Here is a 21,433-nt window from a genome sequence, read left to right as displayed (position 1 = left end):
CAATACCTATTTTTATGATTCTAGTGAGCCAAAATGCAGGTTGTTGCTTATTTGCTTAAACTAATTTAATGAAAAGAAAATAGTTCTAATAGGTGACTTTTTTTCTCTTATATAAATATTTTTTTAAAAGTTTAATTTTATGCACTAACATAAAAATTACTTAAGATTAGTCTTATTTTTTTAGCGCTCAATTTTTTTCATTTTTATAGAGCAATTAGAGAATTATATCTAGCCAGTTTTTAACGCCCATAATCCCTCTGTTATCGATATTAAAATCTAACATTATTAATGAAGTGTTAATTATATTTGTTTTTTTATTAATAAATTGCAGCGTAATGACAGTAGTAATGAATTTATATTTCATTCGAAATATGAGGTTACAGTTTAAAATACAAACTGTAACACTACCACTAAGGTGGTATTTGGTTTTTAATTTCAATTATAACATATTTTTAAGTTGTTTGCTCTTTAGATACCACTAATTTGCTATATTTTGACATTAAATATATTAACTTATATTAAATTAATATTAATTACACGTATTATGGATTTAGTTAAGAAACGCTAATATACTTTTGATGAGTTAAAACGTAGAGCAATAATATTTAAATTTACATCAGTAATATTGCGTACGTTGATAATTAAATAATATTTACTGACATATAAAGGGTTAAATATGAATTTTAAAAAAACATTATTAATTACATCAATTATGGCTACTGCATTTTCAGGTATGGCAAATGCGGCATCTGCAGATGCTAATGGGACAATTCATTTTAAAGGTCAATTTATTGATTCAACTTGTATGGTTGAAGTTAATAATGCAAATAAAAATGAAGGCACTATTCAGTTAGGTACTTGGATGTCAAACAGCTTTGATAAAGTTGGCGAGAAAACAGATGCAATACCATTTTTAATTGGTCTTAGTGGCTGCCCTGCAACCTTAAATCAAGCCATTGTTACTTTTAGTGGTACTGCTAATTCAGACAACCCAGAACTATATAACGTAGATAAGGCTACAGGGGTTGGTATTGGACTCTCTTCTGATAATGTCGGTTCTACTTATTATCAACCAAACTCTCCAGCTGGTTCTATTGACTTAAGTAAAGGTAATAAAGGTGAAAAAGAATATTTTGCTCGTTATGTAACGACCGCTGATGCAGTAACTCCTGGAACCGCTAACGCTGATGTAACCGTAACTATTAAATATACTCAGTAATTATATTATTAGGGGACTTTACGTGTTCCCTCTTTTTTCCTATAGGGGAATAGTGTGAAAAAATCACTTATTGCTTTAATTCTTTTGAGCACAGCAGCAGTAAATGCTAACGCAAGCGTAGTATTGGGTGGAACTCGTGTGATTTATGAAGGAGATAAAAAAGAAGCCTCTATTTCGGTCAGAAATGATGATAAAACACCTTTTTTGGTTCAATCGTGGATTGATAATTTCGATAACACGGACAAAACTAAACCACCTTTTTCTGTGACCCCACCCCTTTTTCGAATTGAGCCTGAGTCAGCTAATGCGGTTCGTATTGTATTAACAGACCCAAGACTGCCTACAGATAAAGAGTCGGTTTATTGGTTGAATGTGAAATCGATTCCACCATCAGATAAAAATTCAACTAATAGCTTAACAATTTCGATTAATAACAAAATAAAATTGATTTATCGACCTATAACTTTACCAAGTTCAGATGCATTTAATGCATATGAAAAACTGAGTTTTGAAAAAACAGGTAATACTTTAAAAGCGAAAAATCCGACACCTTATTATGTTTCGTTTGGTGAATTGAAAGTCGGCAATAAAGGGATTGAAAATCCAGGAATGGTTCCTCCAATGGGTGAAGCGTCATGGAGTATTTCTGGTATGCAAGCAAACCAAGTGACTTGGAGTGCTGTTAATGATCACGGAACAATCACGCAAGCTAAAACACAAAAATTAAAATAATAATTGGAAGATTATTCATTATGCGCCGTATTACAAAACCAAAAAACTTACGTGAACATTGTAATGAATATCTTTCATATTCGCATAATGGGCAATTAAACTTTCAAGTAAAAAGAATTTGTCAGGCTATTACGGCAATAATGGTTGTCAGCGCTAGTATCAATTGTGCCATTGCAGAGGATTATTTTAGTCCTAATTCACTCAGTGCAGTCGATGGGACAAATGTTGCTGATTTACAAAATCTCGATCATTTTTCAACCGCAGGTGGGCAACTTGCAGGAAAATATCACGTCGATATCATTATTAATGGGGTATTTGTTGATTCGAGAGAAGTGACATTTGTTGATAGTGAAACGAGCAAACAATTAATACCTATTTTGACTAAAGCCGAATTAGAATCTTGGGGCGTTAATGTTAAGTCAATTGCTACTTTTTCCTCTCTTACGGCTGAGCAAAGTATCGGTGTTATTAGTGATTATATTCCGGATGCAAAAACGATTTTAGAACTCAACCAGCAAAAACTTATTATTTCTATTCCTCAAATAGCGATGGATAAACAAGTCGCAGGCGCAATACCTTCTAGCCAATGGGAAAATGGCGTTCCAGCATTAGTGTTAAATTATTATTATAGTGGTTCAAATAACTGGAACCGTAATAGTTCTGCAGATAGCAATTCCCATTATTTTAATTTACGTAGCGGACTAAACATAGGTCCGTGGAGGCTCAAAAATTATTCGACTTACAGTGATAATTCAGGGCAAAGAGAATGGAATAATATTGAAACCAGCCTAGAGCGTGGGATTAATTTCTTAAAGTCTCAGTTAATTGTCGGTGATACCACAACACCAGGGGAAGTTTTTGATGGCTTCCAATTTCGTGGTATCCAACTGCAAAGTGATGAGTCTATGTTACCAAACTCGATGAGAGGGTTTGCACCTATTATTAGGGGGATAGCTCAAAGCAATGCAGAAGTAACTGTTAAGCAAAATAATTATACGATTTATCAATCCTATGTAGCCCCTGGCGCTTTTGAAATTGACGATCTTTACTCAACCGGAACCAGTGGTGATTTGACCGTTATAATCAAAGAAGCCGATGGTTCCGAGCGTTCGTTTATTGTGCCATTCTCATCAATTGCCATTATGCAACGTGAAGGACAATTAAAATATTCTCTTACCGGCGGGAAATATAAATCAAATTCAAATGCTAATGAACCCGATTTTATGCAAAGCACATTTATTTATGGCTTACCTAAAGGTATTACAGGTTATGCAGGAACATTACTTTCGAAAGATTATCAATCCTATGCCGCAGGTCTTGGCATTAACTTAGGTAATTTTGGTGCATTATCAACTGATGTAACTCAAGCTAGTACACAAAACTTAAAAGGCCGAGAGAGTACAGACAGTGGTCAATCATATCGTTTTCAGTATTCTAAAAACATGATGACAACGGGAACGTCAGTAACACTAGCAAATTATCGCTACTCCACTCAGGGTTATTACAGCTTTACTGAAGCTAATAGCAATAATTCTGAATTATATCGAGATAACAAAAAAAACCGCTTCCAAGTCACATTGAGTCAATCGCTTAATGAATATGGCAGTATCTATTTTTCCTCTTATCAGCAAGATTATTGGAATCGCTCAGGAAAAGAACGTTCAATGAGCGCAGGTTATAATAATAGTTATGGCGGGATCACTTATAATTTAAATTACAGTTATTCTGATAACGCATACCAACATAAAGCTGATAATCATTTTTCATTTTCAATAACAATTCCACTTGATAATACATTTGGTGGCTACACGTCATTAAATAGCAATATGACCACCGATAATAATGGCAATACAGATGCGATGGTTGGGATCAGTGGCAGCTTACTTGAGCGTCAGAATTTAAGTTATTCCATTCAACAGTCATACGGCAATAAAGAAACTAAAGCGAGTGGAAACGCCGCTGCATCTTATCGAGGTAGCTTCGGTGTTGCTAACGTAGGTTATGGTTATGACCGATATTCACAACGTGCTAATTACGGCTTAACGGGCGCAGTGGTCGCTCATCCTTATGGTGTGACATTGTCGCAGCCTATCTATGACTCTTTTGGCATCATTAGAGCACCCGGCGCAGAAAATGTGAATATCTCTAACCGCACTGGGGTGGCTACCGATGGGCGTGGTTATGCCATCGTACCTTATTTAAGTGCTTATACTAAAAATGAAATTTCACTTGATGTGGACTCATTGCCTGACAATGTTGAATTAAAGACCAATACAGTGACTGTTATTCCAACAAAAGGTGCCGCTATATTAGTTAACTATCAAACGCATGTTGGTTATCGCTTACTCTTTAATGCGAATCACAATGGTAAACCCGTTCCCTTTGGTGCCATAGCTCAATTGGATCAAACTGATGGGCAGGATATAAGTTCTGGTATTGCTGATGAAAATGGGGATGTTTACCTTAGTGGGATGCCTGAAAAAGGGCGTTTAAAGATTAAATGGGGTAACGATGCTCAAGACCAATGCACAGCAGAATATCAATTAACGGCGGAGCAGTTGAAGCAGCATTTGCCTATCCTGCCTGTCAATTGCCGTTAAACACTTAAATGAGCTTTTAATATGAATATAAAACAAATTATGACTTCTATTGGTATCACTTTGTTTTCATTTAATGCGTTAAGTAGTGGATCTTATCGTGTTAATTTAGGGAATTTAGATATTAATAATGCAACTCATAAGCTTCCTCAAAAAGCAATTCTAGGTAATGGTTGGAAACAGTTTGATCTTGAATCTGGTAATGCAGTGTGTATAGCAAATGAGCCTAGTGATCTTAAATTTCAACCATTGATAAATAGCAAAACAACCGGTTTATCGATTAACGATGGTGCTGATAATTACCCAATTTTTAGCACGGGTATTGAAGGTATTGGTTATGTGGTTGGTGTACGTCAAAAAGGAACCAGTCGTTGGTATCCTTTAGCGGATAGTAATAGCCCAATTAATGCAGTTGATGGAACGTCGAAATTATTCCTTGAAACTAAAATGATGTATGTAAAAACAGTGCAAGGCAAAATTGAAGGCAAGGAAAATGCAGTCGCTCGTTTTGATCCTTTAAAAGTGCAATGTAGTGGTAATTTACAGGGGGATGGTGAGATTCAACCTGCACCTGCGATGGTGACATGGGAAGCGAGTACTTGTGAAATCAAGAGTGCTCGTCAATCGGTTAATTTAGGTGTTCATGAATTAGCAAAAGTGCAGGCTTTAAAAGTGGGAGATACTTTTGGCTATGCTCAACAATCCGTCACTATTGATTGCCCAAGTCAAATGTCTATTTTTTATACTATAGCCGATAATTTTCACCCAAGTAATGTCAGTACGAATATTATTTACTTAGAGAATGAAGGTGAAAAGCCTGGTTTCGCAGTACAAGTATTCGAAGCGGGTAAAACAACCCCATTGCGGTTAGGTGGTGATAGGTCATTGTCGAATGAACATCTTTACTCATTGGTTAATACTGCTAATTTAAGTCAAGTTATCACCAAAACCTTTGATTTTAGGTATGTTAAATTATCTGACAATGTGAAAGCTTCCGATGGTAATGCACAGGTCACTGTTACCCTAGTGTATAAATAAAATGAGTAATTTAATAATGAAATATATATTTAACTTGTTAATGCTACTCATATTATCTTTTTCAACATGGGTCTCTGCTGCTGATATAAAGGTCAATTTTACCGGTTCTATTCGAGGTACGACATGTAGCATTGAGACTAATAATTTAAATGTTGATTTAGGTCTTTGGTTATTAAAAGGAGGAGGTAGTAATTTTCCTGTGGGTGATACAACTGATTGGGTGGAGTTTGAATTGCAATTTGTTTGTAACTCAGTAAATAACCAAGTTTCAGGTTCATTACGAGGAGTTCCTGCATCTGATAATAAGTCATTTGCGCTAGATAACGTTGAAGGTAAAGCGACGGGAATGGGAATTCAAATTGAGGCTTATTCTACAGAGCGTAAACAATGGGAAGCTAAGAATGTGAACGAAGTTAGTACGCTATTAGGTAGTAGAGCAACTGTTGTTGGCTCGAATAGTATCAAATTGAGGGCGCGTTATAAATCATTAGCTGATAATGCAACTGCGGGAAAAGCAAATGCATCTATCACATTTCTTGTACAAAATAATTAAGGAATGATAATGAGAAAAATAATCAAAGGTTATAAATATTTGTTTCCTATTGCTGCTCTAATTTTTTCTACACCCGCAGTGAGCTATGATGCTGTATTTAATGTTACAGGAAAAGTGGCTGCTGGTACTTGCTCCATAAAATCGTCTCAAACACAAAATGTTAATTTGGGTGATCATACAATTGGTGCGAATGGCTTTGGTCAAAAGATAGGCTCAACGACTAAAGATGTACAATGGGAGCTTAATTTTGATTGTGACGCCAATACTATCATTTATGTATACCTGACTGGGGACAATGATCCTGATAATAATACAGTATTACGATTAGATTCGAATAATAGTGCTAAAGGGCTAGGTATTGAAACGGTGGCTAATGATAACATCGGTAGTGACTGGCATATTTTACCATTTTATCGTGAGAGGTCAGTGACTAAAGCCGGTAGGCCAGCAGGGCCAGTTAAAGTGTTATTTAAATCTCGTTATAAGCAGACTGCGGCTGTTGTAACCCCAGGACCCGCAAATGGTAATTTAGGCATTGATATTTCTTATAACTAAGTATTCATTATTTGATAGATACCTTAATACAGTGTCGATTATATCAAGGTATCAATGTGGGAATATTCTAGCTTTAAGCTACCTGTACTGGAACTGCTTTAGCAATTCGGCTCATCGTATTATTGGCATCAAAATAAGCCACTTTAGGCTGATGGTGGCGAGCATCCTCATCTTCCATATTCACATATGAACAAATAATGAGTTTATCGCCAACAGCAGCGCGACGTGCAGCTGCACCATTAACCGAAATAATTTTAGAGCCTCTTTCACCCGATATTGCATAAGTGGAAAAGCGTTCGCCATTATCAACGTTATAAATATCAATCGCTTCATATTCTAAAATACCCGCGGCATCCATGAAGTTTTGATCGATGGCACAAGATCCTTCGTAGTGAAGGTCTGCCTGTGTGACGGTGACGCGGTGGAGTTTGCCCTGTAGCATTCTTCTTAACATTTTATTCTTCCTCATTCGAACCACAGCGTTGTTGGCTTCACGCATTCGCCCTAGTCACATACTTATGTATGCTCCTAGGTTCTCATTTGCTTGCCGCCTAGCTGTAATTCGAATGAGTTTGAATAAACTAAAGACTAAAATATATAAGTATAGTTAGTAACTCAAATACATCTAATTTCATTCGAACCACAACGCTGTTGGTGTTGTATTTGCTGTGCTTGTTATTATAAAGTTATGTTAACTGTATTACTTTCTATGCAATATCGCTTTGTAGGTCAACTTGTAAATTGTCAATGAGACGGGTTTGACCTAGCCATGCTGCCATTAAGATAACGGCGCGTTTACTTGAATTACTTAATTCAGCCAATGTATCTGCATCACGAATGAATAGCTCATCAGGAGTAAAGCCAGCGGCACGCAAGTCTTCTGCTATTTCTGCAATAATAGACTCGGAAGTACTGGGTGATGCGACTAATTTTTGACCAGCTTCTGTCATGATACGATATAACTGAGGAGCTATTTTAAATTCTTCGGCAGACAAATTATTATTGCGAGAGCTCAGTGCAAGGCCGTTTTTGGCTCTGACTGTTGGTACTGAAATAATTTGTGTATCAAAAGATAAATCATTAACTAATTTACGAATAAGCTGTAGTTGCTGATAATCCTTCTCGCCAAATAACGCAATGTCAGGTTGCACTAAATTAAACAATTTGGTGATAACGGTGGCAACACCTCTAAAATGACCTGGGCGGCTAGCGCCTTCGAGCATGGTTGAGAGTTCAGGAACTTCAACGAAAGTCTGTTTTTCCATCCCGTTAGGATAGAATTCTTGAGGTGATGGTGCAAAAACTAAATGAATCCCCCGACGTTTTAGTTTCTCACAATCTTCTTGCAATGTTCGCGGGTAATTCGCTAAATCAGATTGTTTATCAAATTGCATTGGATTGACAAAAATACTGACAATCACAATATCAGCCTGTTGCTTTGCTTGATCAATTATCGCCAAGTGCCCGTCATGCAAATTTCCCATAGTGGGGACGAGCGCGATACGTTTGCCATCTAGTTTCCAGCGACGGATTTCACGGCGTAGTATCAGTGCCGTTTCAACGATAAGCATAAGTACAATCCTTATAGTCTACAGTCATAATTAATAGAATGAGTTACGAAAACGAGTGAGACTCATCAGGGTAAATACCTTCTTCAACTTCGCGAATATACATATGAATAGCATCATGTATATTGCCTGCTGGAGCGAGAAAGTTTTTAGCAAATTTGGGTGGGCGAGCGGTAATACCCAATGCATCTTGCATCACTAGAATTTGGCCATCGGTTTGTGCACCAGCACCGATACCAATAACTGGTAACAATAGCTCTTCGGAGACATGCGCTGCGAGTGAGCTTGGTACGCACTCAAGCACTAATAGCTGCATACCTGCATTTTCTAATGCAATGGCATCTTTGACTAATTGGTTTGCTGTGACTTCATCTCTACCTTGTACTTTATAACCCCCTAGCACATTGACAGCTTGTGGGGTTAATCCAAGGTGCCCACAAACAGGGACTGAGCGTTCACCGAGCATTTTAACGGTTTCACATAGCCAACTACCACCTTCAATTTTCACCATGTTAGCGCCTGCCTGCATCAAAATAGCGGCATTATGGCAAGCTTGTTCAGGGGTGGCATAGCTCATGAAAGGCATGTCGGAAATGATAAAGGCATCGGGTGCCCCTTTACGGACGCAACGAGTGTGGTAGGCAATCTGCTCAACGGTGACTGGCAGCGTACTGGACTCACCTTGAATAGTCATACCGAGGGAGTCACCAACTAACATGATTTGAATACCTTGCTCATAAAATAGTTGAGCAAAACTTGCATCATAGGCGGTGATAGTTGCGAATTTGTGTTTGTCTTTTTTAAACTGACCCAAATCAGCCAGAGAAATTGGTTTCATTATAATAACCTCCGGAAATGATCTCGCTATTGATAATGGCTTATTTAAGGTTGGACACTTTAGGGGGTAATGTCCCAAAGCATCAGGCCATTGCGAGGGATGTGTGTAAGCCTTTCTGAGAGCAATTCGCCATCAGGAAAAACAAGGTTAGGGGAAATTTCACTGAGCGGATACAGCATAAATTCACGCTCCTTTAGCCCGTAATGGGGTACAGTCAACCGTGAGGTATTAATAACACAGTTACCAAAAAGCATGATATCAAGATCGAGGGTTCTAGGACCCCAACGTTCAGCTTTACGCACTCGCCCAAGGTCGAGCTCAATTTTTTGCGTATAGTCGAGCAATATTTCAGGCTCAAGGTCGGTTTCAAGCAAGACCGCCAGATTGAGATAATCAGGCTGATCTTGTGGTCCAAGTGGCTTTGTGCGATAGAAAGACGATATGGCAGCAATACGGCTGCTTGGGAGCGCATTTAATGCCTGGATAGCTTGCTGTGCTTGCGTTAACGGCTCACCTAGGTTACTTCCAATAGCAATATAAACTTGCTCCATGACACTATCTCTCTATTGTGGCTTGTTTGGTTTGCGAGCCCCTGGTAGCGATGAACGATTAGGACGGTGGCGTCGACGTGTTGGCGCATTGCCTAATTCTGAAATCATTTCACGCTGTTTTAAGTTATTGGCTTCTTGGAATTCTGCCCACCATTGCGTGAGCTCTTGTAGCTCATTTCGGCGCTCTGCACTTGCTCTTAGCTCGAGTAAATCAAAAGCGGCACGGAATTTAGGGTGCTCCATTAATTTATTTGCACGGCGACCTTGCCTGCGAGGTAAGCGCAATTGCAATAGCCAAATATCACGCATCGTAGTCGTAATACGTTTTGGTATGGCGATTGAGCGGCACTGTTCATCAAGAATATCATTCATCGCAAGAGCGAATGCATCATAGTATGCAAGTCCACCTTCTTGGGATAGCTTCTCTGCATGTTCAGTGACGGGATACCATAACATGACTGCAAATAAAAAAGCAGGGTTGACGCGCTTATCATTTTTTAGTCTGAAATCTGTATTTTTTAATACTTGCTCAATGATTTTTTCCATTGGCGAGTCATTATTTTCACTGAATCGGCTAGTCAGTACTGGGAATAATTGCTCCAACAAATTATATTTTTGTAGCATTTTATAAGTGGCGTAGCCATGACCTGCTTGTAACAGTTTTAATGATTCTTCAAATAGCCTTGCCGATGGTATTTCCTTGAGTAACGGTGCTAAGTGGTGGATAGGCGCTGCGGTGTTTGGCTCAATCGTCATATTAAGCTTACAGGCAAAGCGAACCGCTCTTAGCATTCTGACAGGATCTTCACGATAGCGTGTTTCAGGATCGCCAATAAGACGAATAATCCCGTCTTTAAGATCTTTCATACCATTGACATAGTCACGCAATGAAAAATCATCAATGTTGTAATAAAGGCTATTGACCGTAAAGTCGCGACGGATTGCATCGTCTTCGATAGAACCAAAAATATTATCACGCAGCAACATACCGTTTTGTGCTTGCGAAGACATATTTTTATCGTCTGACAAATTTTGGTCATGGTGACCACGGAATGTGGCAACCTCAATAATTTCTGGGCCGAACATAATATGGGCAAGACGGAATCGGCGACCTACAAGGCGGCAATTACGAAATAGCTTGCGAATTTGTTCTGGGGTGGCATTTGTTGTGATGTCGAAATCTTTTGGTTTTTGGCCTAAAAGTAAATCACGGACACCGCCACCCACTAAATAGGCGTCATAGCCGCTTTTATTTAAGCGGTAGAGCACTTTGAGTGCGTTATCACTGATATCGTTACGTGAAATGTTATGTTCAGAACGTGGAATTATAGTGATATGTTCTTCGTTTCCGGTTGTCATTGTGGATTGTTTCTCTGCCTGTACGTCGGCACGCTTGGATTGACGAACCGTTTTTTTCATTTGTTTAGTTTTCTGCGCCACGGGCAATACTTCCACTGGGGCAGAATGAGTGACTGGTTTTTCACCGGCTGCACGTGGATCTTGCTCGACATTATCATTGCGGGATGCATTGCCATTACGCGACAATATATTACGGCAGAAATTTGCTACTCGGTTAAAAATAGTACACCTCGATGTCGTTACGAATATTCATTAAACAAAATAAGCGGCTAATCATAGCTTACTGAGGTTTCTTTGAGAATGGTTAAACGAATAAAAGTGCTATCTAATCATTTTTTATATCAATAGCTTTATCGGTAGAGGGCTAAAATTGCACTCAATTTACCGTTCTCAATAATAGTAGAAACCCTTTGCCTGAGCTGTTCTCGCAGTACAATGAACTTAACATTATGCAAAGTAATCAGCGCATATCGCAAGATAATTTTATGAGAGAGTTTATTTCTATCTTGTCCGAGGATCAATGCTAAATGTATTAGATTAAAGCATCCATTTAGTGAAATTAAATTTTTATTGATTCATGAAAAGATAAAATCAAAGCGCAGAGGAAGGGGATTTTGGAGGTAAAGTTTCCTTATAACGGCGCATGACAAATGCGCCGTTTAGGACTCCATTTAGCAATTAGCCAGCCATTTGCTTTTCGCGAATTTCAGCTAATGTTTTACAGTCGATGCACAAATCAGCGGTAGGGCGGGCTTCCAAACGGCGGATACCAATTTCTACTCCACATGATTCGCAAAAACCAAAGTCGTCATCTTCAACTTTTTTCAGCGTTTTTTCGATCTTCTTAATCAGTTTACGTTCACGATCCCGGTTACGTAATTCAAGGCTGAATTCTTCTTCTTGAGCGGCTCTATCAACAGGGTCTGGAAAGTTAGCTGCCTCATCTTGCATATGAGTAACTGTCCGGTCCACTTCATCTCTGAGTTGATTGCGCCATGCTTCGAGAATGAGCTTAAAATGCGCCAATTGGGCGTCGTTCATGTACTCTTCGCCAGCTTTCTGCTGATAGGGTTCAACCCCTGCAATGGCGAGAATGCTTAAGGACGATGTCTTACGTTTTTGCCCTTCTTGCATAATGCTTCTCCTACACACGCAAATTTTACAAAAACCCCAAGGGGGGAAAAATAAGGTCGCTATAAATAGCAGAAGAGAGCCCTTTTGGCAATCGTTCCTGCAATGAGTTTTGTAATGCTGTGAAGGCGCGCGCGTTTATTCCCTTTTAGCCCCCAGAACTCAGCTTCCTCGTACAAATATCTGTTAAATAGGTATTATTTATCAGACGTAAAGCTTAATTTCTTTCCCAATTTTATTTGTTGAACGGATATATCTGCTTGATAACAAATAACTTCAACGCCATTGTTAATGGCTTCCTCTAAAAGTAACGCATATTTTTTATCAATATGCGCTGCCGCAGATGCTACGTGGATTCCACTATGCAAAGCAACAAACAATAGTATGGCTCTTTTTCCTTCTTTGGCAATGAGTGTTAGCTCGCGTAAATGCTTTTGTCCTCGTAGTGTGACGGCATCCGGAAAATAACCTTGATTACGCTCGAGCAGGGTAACTGATTTTACCTCAATAAAACAATCAGGTAGGTCTTTTTTAGACAGAAAAAAATCAATGCGACTATTTTCTGACCCATATTTAATTTCTGGTTTAATTTCGCTGTATTCAGATAATTCTGGAATGTTTTTTGCGGCGAGCGCTTCTGCAATGATTTGATTCGCTTTTAGCGTGTTTACGCAAATGAGATGATTGTCGGCAGTTTGTGTGATTTCCCAACTATAGGGATATTTGCGTTTGATGTTATCAGATGTTGAATACCACACAGTATCACCCGGAGTGGCACAACCTGTCATCGCACCCGTATTAGCGCAGTGAATTGTCATTACTTCACCGTCAGGCGTCGTGACATCGGCTAAGAAACGTTTATAGCGCTTAATTAAGGTGGCAGGTTTTAATGGGGGAATAAATTCCATATCAGCTCCAAAGTAGACTTCCAAAACGTTTACTAACGCGAATAGTGGCGCTAATGCTACAGTGTCTGATAGCAAAAGTTAAATCCCATGGAGTCATAACCTAAGTGTTACCGATATTAGATGTGAGTGATGACTTACTCACGGCCTTAAAAAATTCCCCTCAAGTGTTATTGCATGCACCAACGGGTGCAGGTAAATCGACTGTATTGCCGTTGATCATTTTGAATAGTGGTGTTATTCAAGGGCGAATAATTATGTTAGAACCTCGTCGAATTGCCGCGCGAACGGTTGCTGCTCGTTTAGCTGAGCAACTTGGTGAGGAAATCGGTAATACTATTGGGTTGCGTATGCGCTCTGAAACAAAGGTCAGCCAACATACTCGTCTTGAAGTGGTTACTGAGGGAGTATTAACGCGACAACTACAAAATGACCCGATGCTTGAAGGTGTGGGATTGGTTATTTTAGATGAATTCCATGAACGTAATTTACAGGCAGATCTTGGGTTGGCCTTGTTATTAGATTCACAGCAAGCTATTAGGGAAGATATTAAAATTCTATTAATGTCTGCGACGTTAGATAATCAGGGATTAACTGAACTATTTCCAGATGCACCTATTATTACCTCTCAAGGGCGTATGTTTTCAGTTGATCGACAATTTCACCCAATCAATCCCAATAAATTATTTCATAAAGAAGTTGCGAGTGCTGTCTGGAAACTATTACAAAAAGAAAAAGGCTCATTATTACTTTTTTTACCAGGCGCAGGTGAAATTGAAAAAACACGAACAGAACTAGCGCTTATGGTTAGTGAGGACATACTTTTGTGTCCGATGTATGGCGCACTTTCTATTCAAGCTCAGCAACAAGCCATTCAAATTGCACCTCAAGGTAAGCGAAAGGTCGTTTTAGCAACCAATATAGCGGAAACGAGTCTAACCATTGAAGGAATTAGATTGGTGGTTGATAGCGGATTGGAACGTGTTGGGCAGTTTAATCCTCGAACAGGATTGACAAAGTTAGTCAAACAGCGCATTAGCCAAGCGTCAATGACTCAAAGAGCAGGACGTGCAGGCCGATTAGAAGCGGGCGTTTGTTGGCATCTTTTTAGTCAAGAACAAGCCCAAAGAGCGGCGCAGTTTAGTGAAGCGGAAATTAATCAAAGTGATTTGAGTGACTTGTGGCTATCTTTATTGCAATGGGGCTGCTCAGATACCGCTCAATTACGTTGGCTAGATACTCCTCCTGATACTGCAATTTCAGCGGCAAAGGATTTACTGTTTAAACTCGGTGCAACGGATAAACAAGGTAAACTTGCTTTGATGGGGCAAAAAATGGCTGAGTCTGGCAGTGCTAGTCGCACTGCTGCGATGCTATATGAAGCACAAAAAAGCAATAATAAAGAAGTGATTAAACTTGCCTGCTTATTAGTGGCAATAATTGAAGAGCCACCGCGTGCTACTGAGAGTGATATTAGGACTTACTTAGAAAGGCCTACTGAAAATTGGTGCAAAAGAGCATCGATATTAAGTGGGCAAAAAGTGACAGCGATTGTTGGCAGAGACTTTACTCTGATAAGTGAGTGGTTACCAACATTGCTTGCTGCGGGTTATCCAGACCGTATCGCTAAAGCACGAGATAATCATGCTCGCTATCAACTCGCAAGTGGTTTAGGTGCTTCTTTTAATGAAATGGATGCATTAATTGGTAAACCATGGGTAATAGTCGCGGCTGTTTGGCTGCCGGAATCATCTGCTGACGCGCGTATTACATTGGCTTATCCTATTGAAATTGAAAAGCTACAACGTGATTGCCCACGCTTGTTTTCTCAGCAGGAAACAGTTGAATGGGATGAACAAAGAGGCTCATTAATAGCGTGGAAGCGACTTCAATGTGGTCAATTGGTGATTAAATCAGAACGATTACATAATCCGGATAAAGCTGAAATTAAAAAGGCATTAATTCATTGGGTAAGACAAAACGGTTTAGCACAGCTTAATTGGCAAGAATCTGATTTGCAATTACGTATTCGCAATCAATTAGCGAAATATTATTTTCCTGATTTAAACCTACCCGCCGTTGATGATGAAACGCTGCTGTCGACACTTGAAGAGTGGCTGGAACCTTATCTTAATGGGGTGACAAACAAGCAGAAATTACAGGATATTAATTTAACGCAATTATTGTTAAATCGATTAGATTGGCAGCAAAAGCAATGGCTTGATAGTACCTTTCCGACTCATTACCATGCGCCATCTCAACGAAATGTAAGTATTTACTATTCACTTGAAAAGCCACCTGTCATTGAGATTCGGATGCAAGAGATGTATGGACAAGCCAAAAATCCAACTGTAGCCGAAGGTAAAGTGGTGGTGACATTATCATTATTGTCACCTGCAATGCGGCCATTACAAATTACGCAAGATCTGGGCGCTTTTTGGCTAGGTAGTTATAAAGAAGTGCAAAAAGAGATGAAAGGCCGTTATCCAAAACATTTGTGGCCTGATGATCCGGTCAACACAGAGCCAACAAGACAAACAAAAAAAGCAATGATGGGTGCGAAATAGCCTTTTTTTATGCTCTAATAGCAGCCCATAAATGAAAGGTCGCAATAGGTTGTCATTGAGTAAGGAAATGTAATTAAGAGCTTTCCCCAGTGAAACCTCTTACATTATGAGCCAAAATTCATCACTATGTGCCTAGAGCTGCCTATTAGTCGTTAAGCAATAAGTGATATGGAGTAACCATGTCCGGTAAAGATTATGAACCAATCGGTAGACGCAAAAAAAAGTCTGCTGAGAAAAAAACATCCGCATCACGCGGTCGTAGAAATCGTGATGATTATGATGATGAAGATTTATTCGAAGACGATGATGATATTGATGAGCAATATCTCGATGATGAAGATGAAGAAGAGCAAATGGCTAAAAAAGGTTCAAACAATAAAAAACCACGTAAAGTGAAAAGCAAATGGCGTTGGTTTTGGCTATTAGTCAAACTAATGGTCGTCGCTGCTGTTTTACTGGCGGCTTATGGTTTTTATTTGAATCAACAAATTAAAGAACGCCTTGATGGCAAAGTGTGGGATCTCCCCGCTGCCGTTTATGGGCGCATGGTGAACCTTGAACCAGGCATGGATTATAGCCAGGCTGAGATGGCACGCTTGCTTGAAGGTATGCAATATCGAAAAGTCAGTAAAATAACCACCTCTGGCGAATTTGTAGTGCGTGGAAATAGTATTGAAATCTTACGTCGCCCGTTTAATTTCCCTGACCAAAAAGAAGGGCAAATACTGGCGCGCTTAGTGTTTGAAAATGATGCTCTCAGTAAAATTGAGAACATGGAAAATGGTCGCTCATTTGGCTTTTTCCGCTTAGATCCTAAACTGATTACGATGATGCAATCAGCGAATAATGAGCAACGTTTGGTTTTGCCATTAGCTGATTTCCCGGAGTCATTGGTTAAAGTTCTGCTTGAAACTGAAGATAGAAATTTTTATGAGCATGATGGTGTTAGCTTATATTCTATCGGTCGTGCAGTCGTAGCAAACTTGACCGCAGGGCGCTCTGTTCAAGGGGGAAGTACCTTAACTCAGCAGTTGGTTAAAAACCTATTTTTAACCAATGAGCGTACCTTGAAACGTAAAGCGACTGAAGCCTATATGGCTGTGTTGTTGGATTATAATTACAGCAAAGAACGTATTCTTGAGCTTTATCTTAACGAAGTATTTTTAGGGCAAAATGGTAATGACGAAATTCGCGGTTTCCCTTTAGCGAGTTTGTATTACTTTGGTCGTCCGATTAACGAATTGAGCTTTGACCAACAAGCTTTATTAGTAGGTATGGTTCAAGGTGCATCAACTTATAATCCTTGGACTAAACCTCAAAATGCGATTAAACGTCGTAATATTGTGTTGAAAATACTTGAAACACGTAATGTTATCGATAAAGACATGTATGAATTGCTCAGTGCGAGGCCATTAGGGGTTAAATCGAGAGAAGGGCTTGTTGCTTCTCAGCCTGCATTTATGCAAATGGTACGCTTAGAGCTAAATGAAAAGTTAGGCGATCAAATTAAAGAGCTCTCAGGGGCGAAAATTTTCACGACCCTTGATCCTGTCGCACAAACTGCCGCAGAAAATGCAGTAGAGGCGGGTGTTGCTGATTTACGTAAAACTCGGAAATTAGATGATCTTGAAGGTGCAATGGTTGTTGTTGATCGTATCAATGGCGAAGTGAGAGCCATGGTAGGGGGATCTCAACCTCAATTTTCTGGATTTAATCGTGCACTAAATGCGCGTCGCAGTATTGGATCGTTAGCAAAACCGCCTGTTTATTTAGCGGCATTGAGTGAACCAGATCGCTATCGTTTAAATACTTGGCTCAAAGATGAACCATTGACAGTAAAAGTGGGAAATCAAACGTGGAGCCCAAGAAACTATAGCCGTAACTTTAATGGCCGAATGATGCTGGTGGATGCTTTGGCTAAATCACAAAATATTCCAACCGTAAATTTAGGGCTAGATATCGGCCTTGATCAGATAGTGAATACGTTTGTGCGTCTAGGCGCACCATCGGCAGCGATGGAAAAAGTACCTGCAATGCTGTTAGGCGCCATAAATTTAACTCCTGCTGAAGTGGCGCAGGTTTATCAAACGATTGGTGGCGACGGCAACCGTGCGAAATTATCAGCACTGCGTTCTGTTATTGATGGTGATGGTAAGGAAATCTACCAAAGCTACCCTTCTGCGGAGCGTGCAGTTCCATCACAAGCCGCATATCTTGCGTTATATGGTATGCAACAAGTGGTTCAGCAAGGTACAGGGCGTGTTTTATTAACCAAATACAGTAAATACAATTTAGCGGGTAAAACCGGAACCACCAACGATTTACGCGATAGCTGGTATGCCGGAATTGACGGTAAAGAGGTTGCTATTGTTTGGGTTGGGCGAGACAACAATGCGCCGACTCAACTGACGGGTTCCACAGGCGCATTGAAAGTTTATCAGCGCTACCTTGATAACCAAGCACCTTTGGCTCTGTTCAATCGAGCGCCAGAAGGTATTGTGGATATGCGTGTCATGATGGACGGGCAATTTAGCTGCTCAGATTTAGGTGGTGGTAGAATATTACCGGTTTGGACTGATGATCCTCAAAGCTTGTGCCAAACATCTACAGCGCAAGATCCTGTTTGGGATTTGAATGGTTCAAATGAAAAACCGAAGGAAGAGGATGCGCCAGATTGGGTTAAAGATATGTTTGGTGACACGCCTAGCCAGTAGTTTTTGACATATTTTAAGTTGTAGCATTAGGTATGTTGGCTAGCTGCAACTGGAATTTTTAAATAAAAAAATAGGCGCTATCATGAGCTTGATAGCGCCTATTTCATTTAAGGGCAAAAAACTATTCGGCTTTGATTTTTGCTAACGCGACTTCTGCGGCTTTAATGGTTTTTTCAATATCTGCATCACTGTGAGCAATTGACATAAAACCAGCTTCAAATGCGGATGGTGCTAAATAAATGCCTTGTTCTAACATTGAGTGGAAGAACTTTTTAAAGCGCTCAACATCACATTTCATCACGTCTTGATAGCAAGTTACGCTTTTTGCATCGGTGAAGAAAATTCCAAACATACCACCCACATGGTTGATCACCATTGGAATGCCTTGCTCTTGTGATACGCGAATTAGCCCGCGAGCTAGTTTTTCAGTTAATTCGGTGAGGCGTGAATGAACACCAACTTGAGATACTTCCTTCAAGCACGCAAGGCCTGCGGCCATCGCGACAGGGTTACCTGATAATGTACCAGCTTGATAAACCGGGCCAATAGGTGCCAGTTTTTCCATAACGTCAAGACGACCACCAAATGCGCCAACAGGCATTCCACCACCAATGATTTTACCTAAGCAGGTAAGATCAGGTTGAACATCGTAATAGTCTTGTGCACCGCCTAATGCGACACGGAAACCCGTCATAACTTCATCAATGATTAAGAGTGCATTGAATTCATCACATAAGGCACGAAGGCCGGGTAAAAACTCTGCATTTGGTGGTACACAGTTCATATTACCAGCGACAGGTTCTACAATGACACAAGCGATTTCTTCTGGATAATTTTCAAAAGCCTGACGAACAGTAGCAAGGTCGTTATAGGTGCAGGTCAATGTATGTTTAACGAAATCCTCAGGAACACCTGGAGAGTTTGGTTCACCCATCGTCAGTGCGCCAGAACCCGCTTTTACTAATAAGCAATCTGCATGACCGTGATAACAGCCTTCAAACTTGATAATTTTGTCGCGCCCTGTATAGCCGCGAGCAAGACGGATAGCACTCATGGTGGCTTCTGTACCTGAGTTCACCATGCGAACCATGTCCATTGAGGGAACTAAGTTACAGACTAATTCAGCCATTTCGACTTCGGCAGCTGTGGGTGCGCCAAAGCTCAAGCCTTTATGGACAGCTTTAATCACTGCATCGCGTATAGCCGGATGGTTATGACCAAGCACCATAGGTCCCCAAGAACCCACGTAATCGACGTAGGCTTTACCATCGACATCATAAATATAGGCGCCATCAGCGCGATCAACAAATACCGGGGTACCACCAACACCGTTAAAAGCGCGCACTGGAGAGTTAACACCACCAGGGATAGAGCGTTGTGCTTCTTCATATAATTCGACAGAATGGCGCATTGCAGGGCTCCTAAAAAAGCTAAACAAAAATATTTTCCATATTCTAAAGCACTGAACCAATTAAACCAAATACTGAACCCAAGTTATGTAGAATGTGCGAATTCGATAACAACACTTGAACGATTTAATCATGTGAAGGATAATTAGGTTAATTGATCTGAGTAGGTTATCTGCTTTAAAACATTCAGCCGCAGTTAAGTGTAATCAACAATGCTGTGGTTTGATGTATAATGAATATAGCTTACACATGTATTTACCGGTCACCGGTCTGGAGTAAGAAATGAGTAATGATGCAGCTTTACCATTGCAGTTTACTGACGCGGCAGCAATTAAAGTTAAAGATCTTGTGTCTGATGAAAACAACCCGAATCTGCGCCTACGTGTTTATATCACCGGTGGCGGTTGCAGTGGTTTCCAATATGGTTTCACTTTCGACGATCAAATTAACGACGGTGATATGACTATAGAAAAACAAGGTGTGGCACTTGTTGTTGACCCTATGAGCCTACAATATTTGGTCGGCGGAAGTGTCGATTATACCGAGGGTTTAGAAGGTTCGCGCTTTATTATCACAAATCCAAATGCTAAATCGACTTGTGGATGCGGTTCTTCCTTTAGCGTTTAATTTGGCACATTTCGAGCTGTGGCGTTGTTGGCTTCTCTCGGATACTCGGGTCACGTACTTATGTACGCTTCCCAAGATATCCTCGCTTGTCGCCTAGCCACAACTCGAACTATTTTGGATTATAACCTACTATAAAATAAGCTATATTTAGATAATTTTTTAACACATCAACACATCAACACATCAACTAACTAATAATATTTATTTTTGGTGATTCAGTTGTTCACATAATGCTTGTGTGGCATTGATAATGCGTGGTCCTGCGCGATGAAACCAATCTTCATTTAAACGAATAATCGGTATATCTAATTGTGAATGCCAAAATGCTTTGACAGCATCTTCTTGTGTTTTATTTCCAGTCATGACAATCACATCAGGTTTACGAGTGAGTACTTGCTCTCTGCTTACTTGTGGCCACTGTACTGCACTATTTGCAAAAATATTTTCACCACCACAAAACGTCACGACATCATTTTGAATGGTGTGATCGCCTGCACTAAAAAGTGGTTGTGTTCCTAGCTGAATAAACACGCGTTTAGCTTGCTTATTGGATGTATTTTGCTGTTTTAGTTGAGCTAAATTAGCTTTCATTTTCGTGATATTTTGTTGTGCTAGCTCAGGATTAGGGCTGTATTGTGCTAATTCATCGATAGCGAAAATCACGTCGTCAATACTTTGTGGATCTAAATAGACAATAGGAATACCTAATGCGGCGAGCTGATCCAGTGGCCGCTGTGGGTTACCACCTCGCCAAGCTAGCAGTAAATCAGGCTTGAGTGTAATAATGCGTTCGACGTTTAAACCTTGCCAATCAGAAACTTGTTCTAATTTTTTGGCTTGTTCTGGGTAATCTGAATAAGCGCTAACGGCGATTAAGCTATCACCGAGTCCTGCTGCATAGGCTAGCTCAGTATTAGCGGGTGAAAGGCTAATAACACGTTGTTTTGGCGCACAAAGCGCTGACGAAGTAAAAAATAAAAATAATAAAGCAGTTGCTGCTGGTAGGATAAAGTTGATTCTTTTCATCGCTATCATCTTGTTTAATTATGATATTGAATTAATAGACTTAG

At 39.9% G+C, this 21,433-nt stretch carries 18 protein-coding genes; 9 read left to right on the top strand and 9 right to left on the bottom strand.

The window, feature by feature from the left end:
* The first annotated feature begins 676 nt into the window (after positions 1 to 676).
* Genes AAZR93_RS08750 through AAZR93_RS08725 form a run of 6 tightly spaced genes read left to right on the top strand, consistent with a single transcriptional unit; the run spans position 677 to position 6,694 of the window.
* Positions 677 to 1,219: a fimbrial protein gene (locus AAZR93_RS08750; RefSeq protein WP_294104927.1), complete on the top strand. Its 543-nt coding sequence runs from the start codon at positions 677 to 679 to the stop codon at positions 1,217 to 1,219.
* A 54-nt stretch (positions 1,220 to 1,273) separates the two neighbouring features.
* Positions 1,274 to 1,951, top strand: a complete 678-nt coding sequence (locus AAZR93_RS08745) for a fimbrial biogenesis chaperone (protein ID WP_434719566.1) — start codon at positions 1,274 to 1,276, stop codon at positions 1,949 to 1,951.
* Positions 1,952 to 1,971: 20 nt separating this feature from the next.
* The gene (locus tag AAZR93_RS08740) at positions 1,972 to 4,551 is read left to right on the top strand and encodes a fimbria/pilus outer membrane usher protein (RefSeq protein ID WP_434719565.1); all 2,580 of its coding nucleotides are present in this window, start codon (positions 1,972 to 1,974) and stop codon (positions 4,549 to 4,551) included.
* A gap of 21 nt (positions 4,552 to 4,572) precedes the next feature.
* Entirely contained in the window at positions 4,573 to 5,586 is a 1,014-nt protein-coding gene (locus AAZR93_RS08735) for a fimbrial protein (RefSeq protein ID WP_434719564.1), read from the top strand.
* Between the two features lie 16 nt (positions 5,587 to 5,602).
* The gene (locus AAZR93_RS08730) at positions 5,603 to 6,139 is read left to right on the top strand and encodes a fimbrial protein (RefSeq protein ID WP_434719563.1); all 537 of its coding nucleotides are present in this window, start codon (positions 5,603 to 5,605) and stop codon (positions 6,137 to 6,139) included.
* Between the two features lie 9 nt (positions 6,140 to 6,148).
* Positions 6,149 to 6,694: a fimbrial protein gene (locus AAZR93_RS08725; protein WP_434719562.1), complete on the top strand. Its 546-nt coding sequence runs from the start codon at positions 6,149 to 6,151 to the stop codon at positions 6,692 to 6,694.
* A gap of 73 nt (positions 6,695 to 6,767) precedes the next feature.
* Here AAZR93_RS08725 and panD read toward each other — a convergent pair whose 3' ends face one another.
* The 7 genes from panD to sfsA form a co-directional block, all read right to left on the bottom strand.
* A complete protein-coding gene (gene panD / locus AAZR93_RS08720) occupies positions 6,768 to 7,148 on the bottom strand; it encodes an aspartate 1-decarboxylase (protein ID WP_434719561.1) in 381 nt (126 codons plus the stop codon).
* A gap of 253 nt (positions 7,149 to 7,401) precedes the next feature.
* Positions 7,402 to 8,265 (bottom strand): pantoate--beta-alanine ligase, encoded by an 864-nt coding sequence (gene panC, locus AAZR93_RS08715; RefSeq protein WP_434719560.1) that lies wholly within the window; start codon positions 8,263 to 8,265, stop codon positions 7,402 to 7,404.
* A 43-nt stretch (positions 8,266 to 8,308) separates the two neighbouring features.
* Positions 8,309 to 9,100, bottom strand: a complete 792-nt coding sequence (gene panB / locus AAZR93_RS08710) for a 3-methyl-2-oxobutanoate hydroxymethyltransferase (RefSeq protein ID WP_434719559.1) — start codon at positions 9,098 to 9,100, stop codon at positions 8,309 to 8,311.
* Positions 9,101 to 9,159: 59 nt separating this feature from the next.
* On the bottom strand, positions 9,160 to 9,651 hold the full coding sequence (gene folK, locus AAZR93_RS08705) for a 2-amino-4-hydroxy-6-hydroxymethyldihydropteridine diphosphokinase (protein WP_294104911.1): 492 nt from the start codon (positions 9,649 to 9,651) through the stop codon (positions 9,160 to 9,162).
* A gap of 12 nt (positions 9,652 to 9,663) precedes the next feature.
* Positions 9,664 to 11,070 carry a polynucleotide adenylyltransferase PcnB gene (gene pcnB, locus AAZR93_RS08700; protein WP_294105076.1) on the bottom strand — a complete coding sequence of 469 codons (1,407 nt, stop codon included), beginning with the start codon at positions 11,068 to 11,070 and terminating at the stop codon, positions 9,664 to 9,666.
* Between the two features lie 618 nt (positions 11,071 to 11,688).
* Complete coding sequence (dksA, locus tag AAZR93_RS08695) at positions 11,689 to 12,144, bottom strand: RNA polymerase-binding protein DksA (RefSeq protein ID WP_294104909.1); 456 nt, start codon at positions 12,142 to 12,144, stop codon at positions 11,689 to 11,691.
* A gap of 194 nt (positions 12,145 to 12,338) precedes the next feature.
* The gene (gene sfsA, locus AAZR93_RS08690) at positions 12,339 to 13,049 is read right to left on the bottom strand and encodes a DNA/RNA nuclease SfsA (RefSeq protein ID WP_294104907.1); all 711 of its coding nucleotides are present in this window, start codon (positions 13,047 to 13,049) and stop codon (positions 12,339 to 12,341) included.
* A 104-nt stretch (positions 13,050 to 13,153) separates the two neighbouring features.
* Here sfsA and hrpB point away from each other — a divergent pair, with 104 nt between their 5' ends.
* Positions 13,154 to 15,613 (top strand): ATP-dependent helicase HrpB, encoded by a 2,460-nt coding sequence (gene hrpB / locus AAZR93_RS08685; RefSeq protein WP_434719558.1) that lies wholly within the window; start codon positions 13,154 to 13,156, stop codon positions 15,611 to 15,613.
* Positions 15,614 to 15,792: 179 nt separating this feature from the next.
* Complete coding sequence (gene mrcB / locus AAZR93_RS08680; protein ID WP_434719557.1) at positions 15,793 to 18,327, top strand: bifunctional glycosyl transferase/transpeptidase; 2,535 nt, start codon at positions 15,793 to 15,795, stop codon at positions 18,325 to 18,327.
* 121 nt (positions 18,328 to 18,448) lie between these two features.
* Here the strand turns inward: mrcB and hemL are convergent, their stop codons facing one another.
* Positions 18,449 to 19,738 (bottom strand): glutamate-1-semialdehyde 2,1-aminomutase, encoded by a 1,290-nt coding sequence (hemL, locus tag AAZR93_RS08675; protein ID WP_294104901.1) that lies wholly within the window; start codon positions 19,736 to 19,738, stop codon positions 18,449 to 18,451.
* Positions 19,739 to 20,018: 280 nt separating this feature from the next.
* On the opposite strand from hemL, the gene erpA reads away from it, so the two are divergent.
* Positions 20,019 to 20,363, top strand: coding sequence for an iron-sulfur cluster insertion protein ErpA (gene erpA / locus AAZR93_RS08670; protein WP_294104899.1), 345 nt, complete (start codon positions 20,019 to 20,021; stop codon positions 20,361 to 20,363).
* Between the two features lie 201 nt (positions 20,364 to 20,564).
* Here erpA and btuF read toward each other — a convergent pair whose 3' ends face one another.
* Positions 20,565 to 21,389 carry a vitamin B12 ABC transporter substrate-binding protein BtuF gene (gene btuF, locus AAZR93_RS08665; RefSeq protein WP_434719556.1) on the bottom strand — a complete coding sequence of 275 codons (825 nt, stop codon included), beginning with the start codon at positions 21,387 to 21,389 and terminating at the stop codon, positions 20,565 to 20,567.
* Positions 21,390 to 21,433: the final 44 nt, after the last annotated feature.

The sequence above is a fragment of the Providencia sp. Je.9.19 genome (assembly GCF_051129765.1).
Lineage (GTDB): Bacteria > Pseudomonadota > Gammaproteobacteria > Enterobacterales > Enterobacteriaceae > Providencia.
The sequence above is the reverse complement of the archived record's forward strand: the minus strand, read 5'-3'. Positions and strand labels throughout refer to the sequence as shown.

Bases quoted from the DNA above. Each gene is read 5' to 3' on its own strand.
- AAZR93_RS08750 (WP_294104927.1), top strand. From the start codon at position 677: ATGAATTTTAAAAAAACATTATTAATTACATCAATTATGGCTACTGCA.
- AAZR93_RS08740 (WP_434719565.1), top strand. From the start codon at position 1,972: ATGCGCCGTATTACAAAACCAAAAAACTTACGTGAACATTGTAATGAA.
- AAZR93_RS08735 (WP_434719564.1), top strand. From the start codon at position 4,573: ATGAATATAAAACAAATTATGACTTCTATTGGTATCACTTTGTTTTCA.
- AAZR93_RS08730 (WP_434719563.1), top strand. From the start codon at position 5,603: ATGAAATATATATTTAACTTGTTAATGCTACTCATATTATCTTTTTCA.
- AAZR93_RS08725 (WP_434719562.1), top strand. From the start codon at position 6,149: ATGAGAAAAATAATCAAAGGTTATAAATATTTGTTTCCTATTGCTGCT.
- panD (WP_434719561.1), bottom strand. From the start codon at position 7,148: ATGTTAAGAAGAATGCTACAGGGCAAACTCCACCGCGTCACCGTCACA.
- panC (WP_434719560.1), bottom strand. From the start codon at position 8,265: ATGCTTATCGTTGAAACGGCACTGATACTACGCCGTGAAATCCGTCGC.
- panB (WP_434719559.1), bottom strand. From the start codon at position 9,100: ATGAAACCAATTTCTCTGGCTGATTTGGGTCAGTTTAAAAAAGACAAA.
- folK (WP_294104911.1), bottom strand. From the start codon at position 9,651: ATGGAGCAAGTTTATATTGCTATTGGAAGTAACCTAGGTGAGCCGTTA.
- pcnB (WP_294105076.1), bottom strand. From the start codon at position 11,070: ATGAAAAAAACGGTTCGTCAATCCAAGCGTGCCGACGTACAGGCAGAG.
- dksA (WP_294104909.1), bottom strand. From the start codon at position 12,144: ATGCAAGAAGGGCAAAAACGTAAGACATCGTCCTTAAGCATTCTCGCC.
- sfsA (WP_294104907.1), bottom strand. From the start codon at position 13,049: ATGGAATTTATTCCCCCATTAAAACCTGCCACCTTAATTAAGCGCTAT.
- mrcB (WP_434719557.1), top strand. From the start codon at position 15,793: ATGTCCGGTAAAGATTATGAACCAATCGGTAGACGCAAAAAAAAGTCT.
- hemL (WP_294104901.1), bottom strand. From the start codon at position 19,738: ATGCGCCATTCTGTCGAATTATATGAAGAAGCACAACGCTCTATCCCT.
- erpA (WP_294104899.1), top strand. From the start codon at position 20,019: ATGAGTAATGATGCAGCTTTACCATTGCAGTTTACTGACGCGGCAGCA.
- btuF (WP_434719556.1), bottom strand. From the start codon at position 21,389: ATGAAAAGAATCAACTTTATCCTACCAGCAGCAACTGCTTTATTATTT.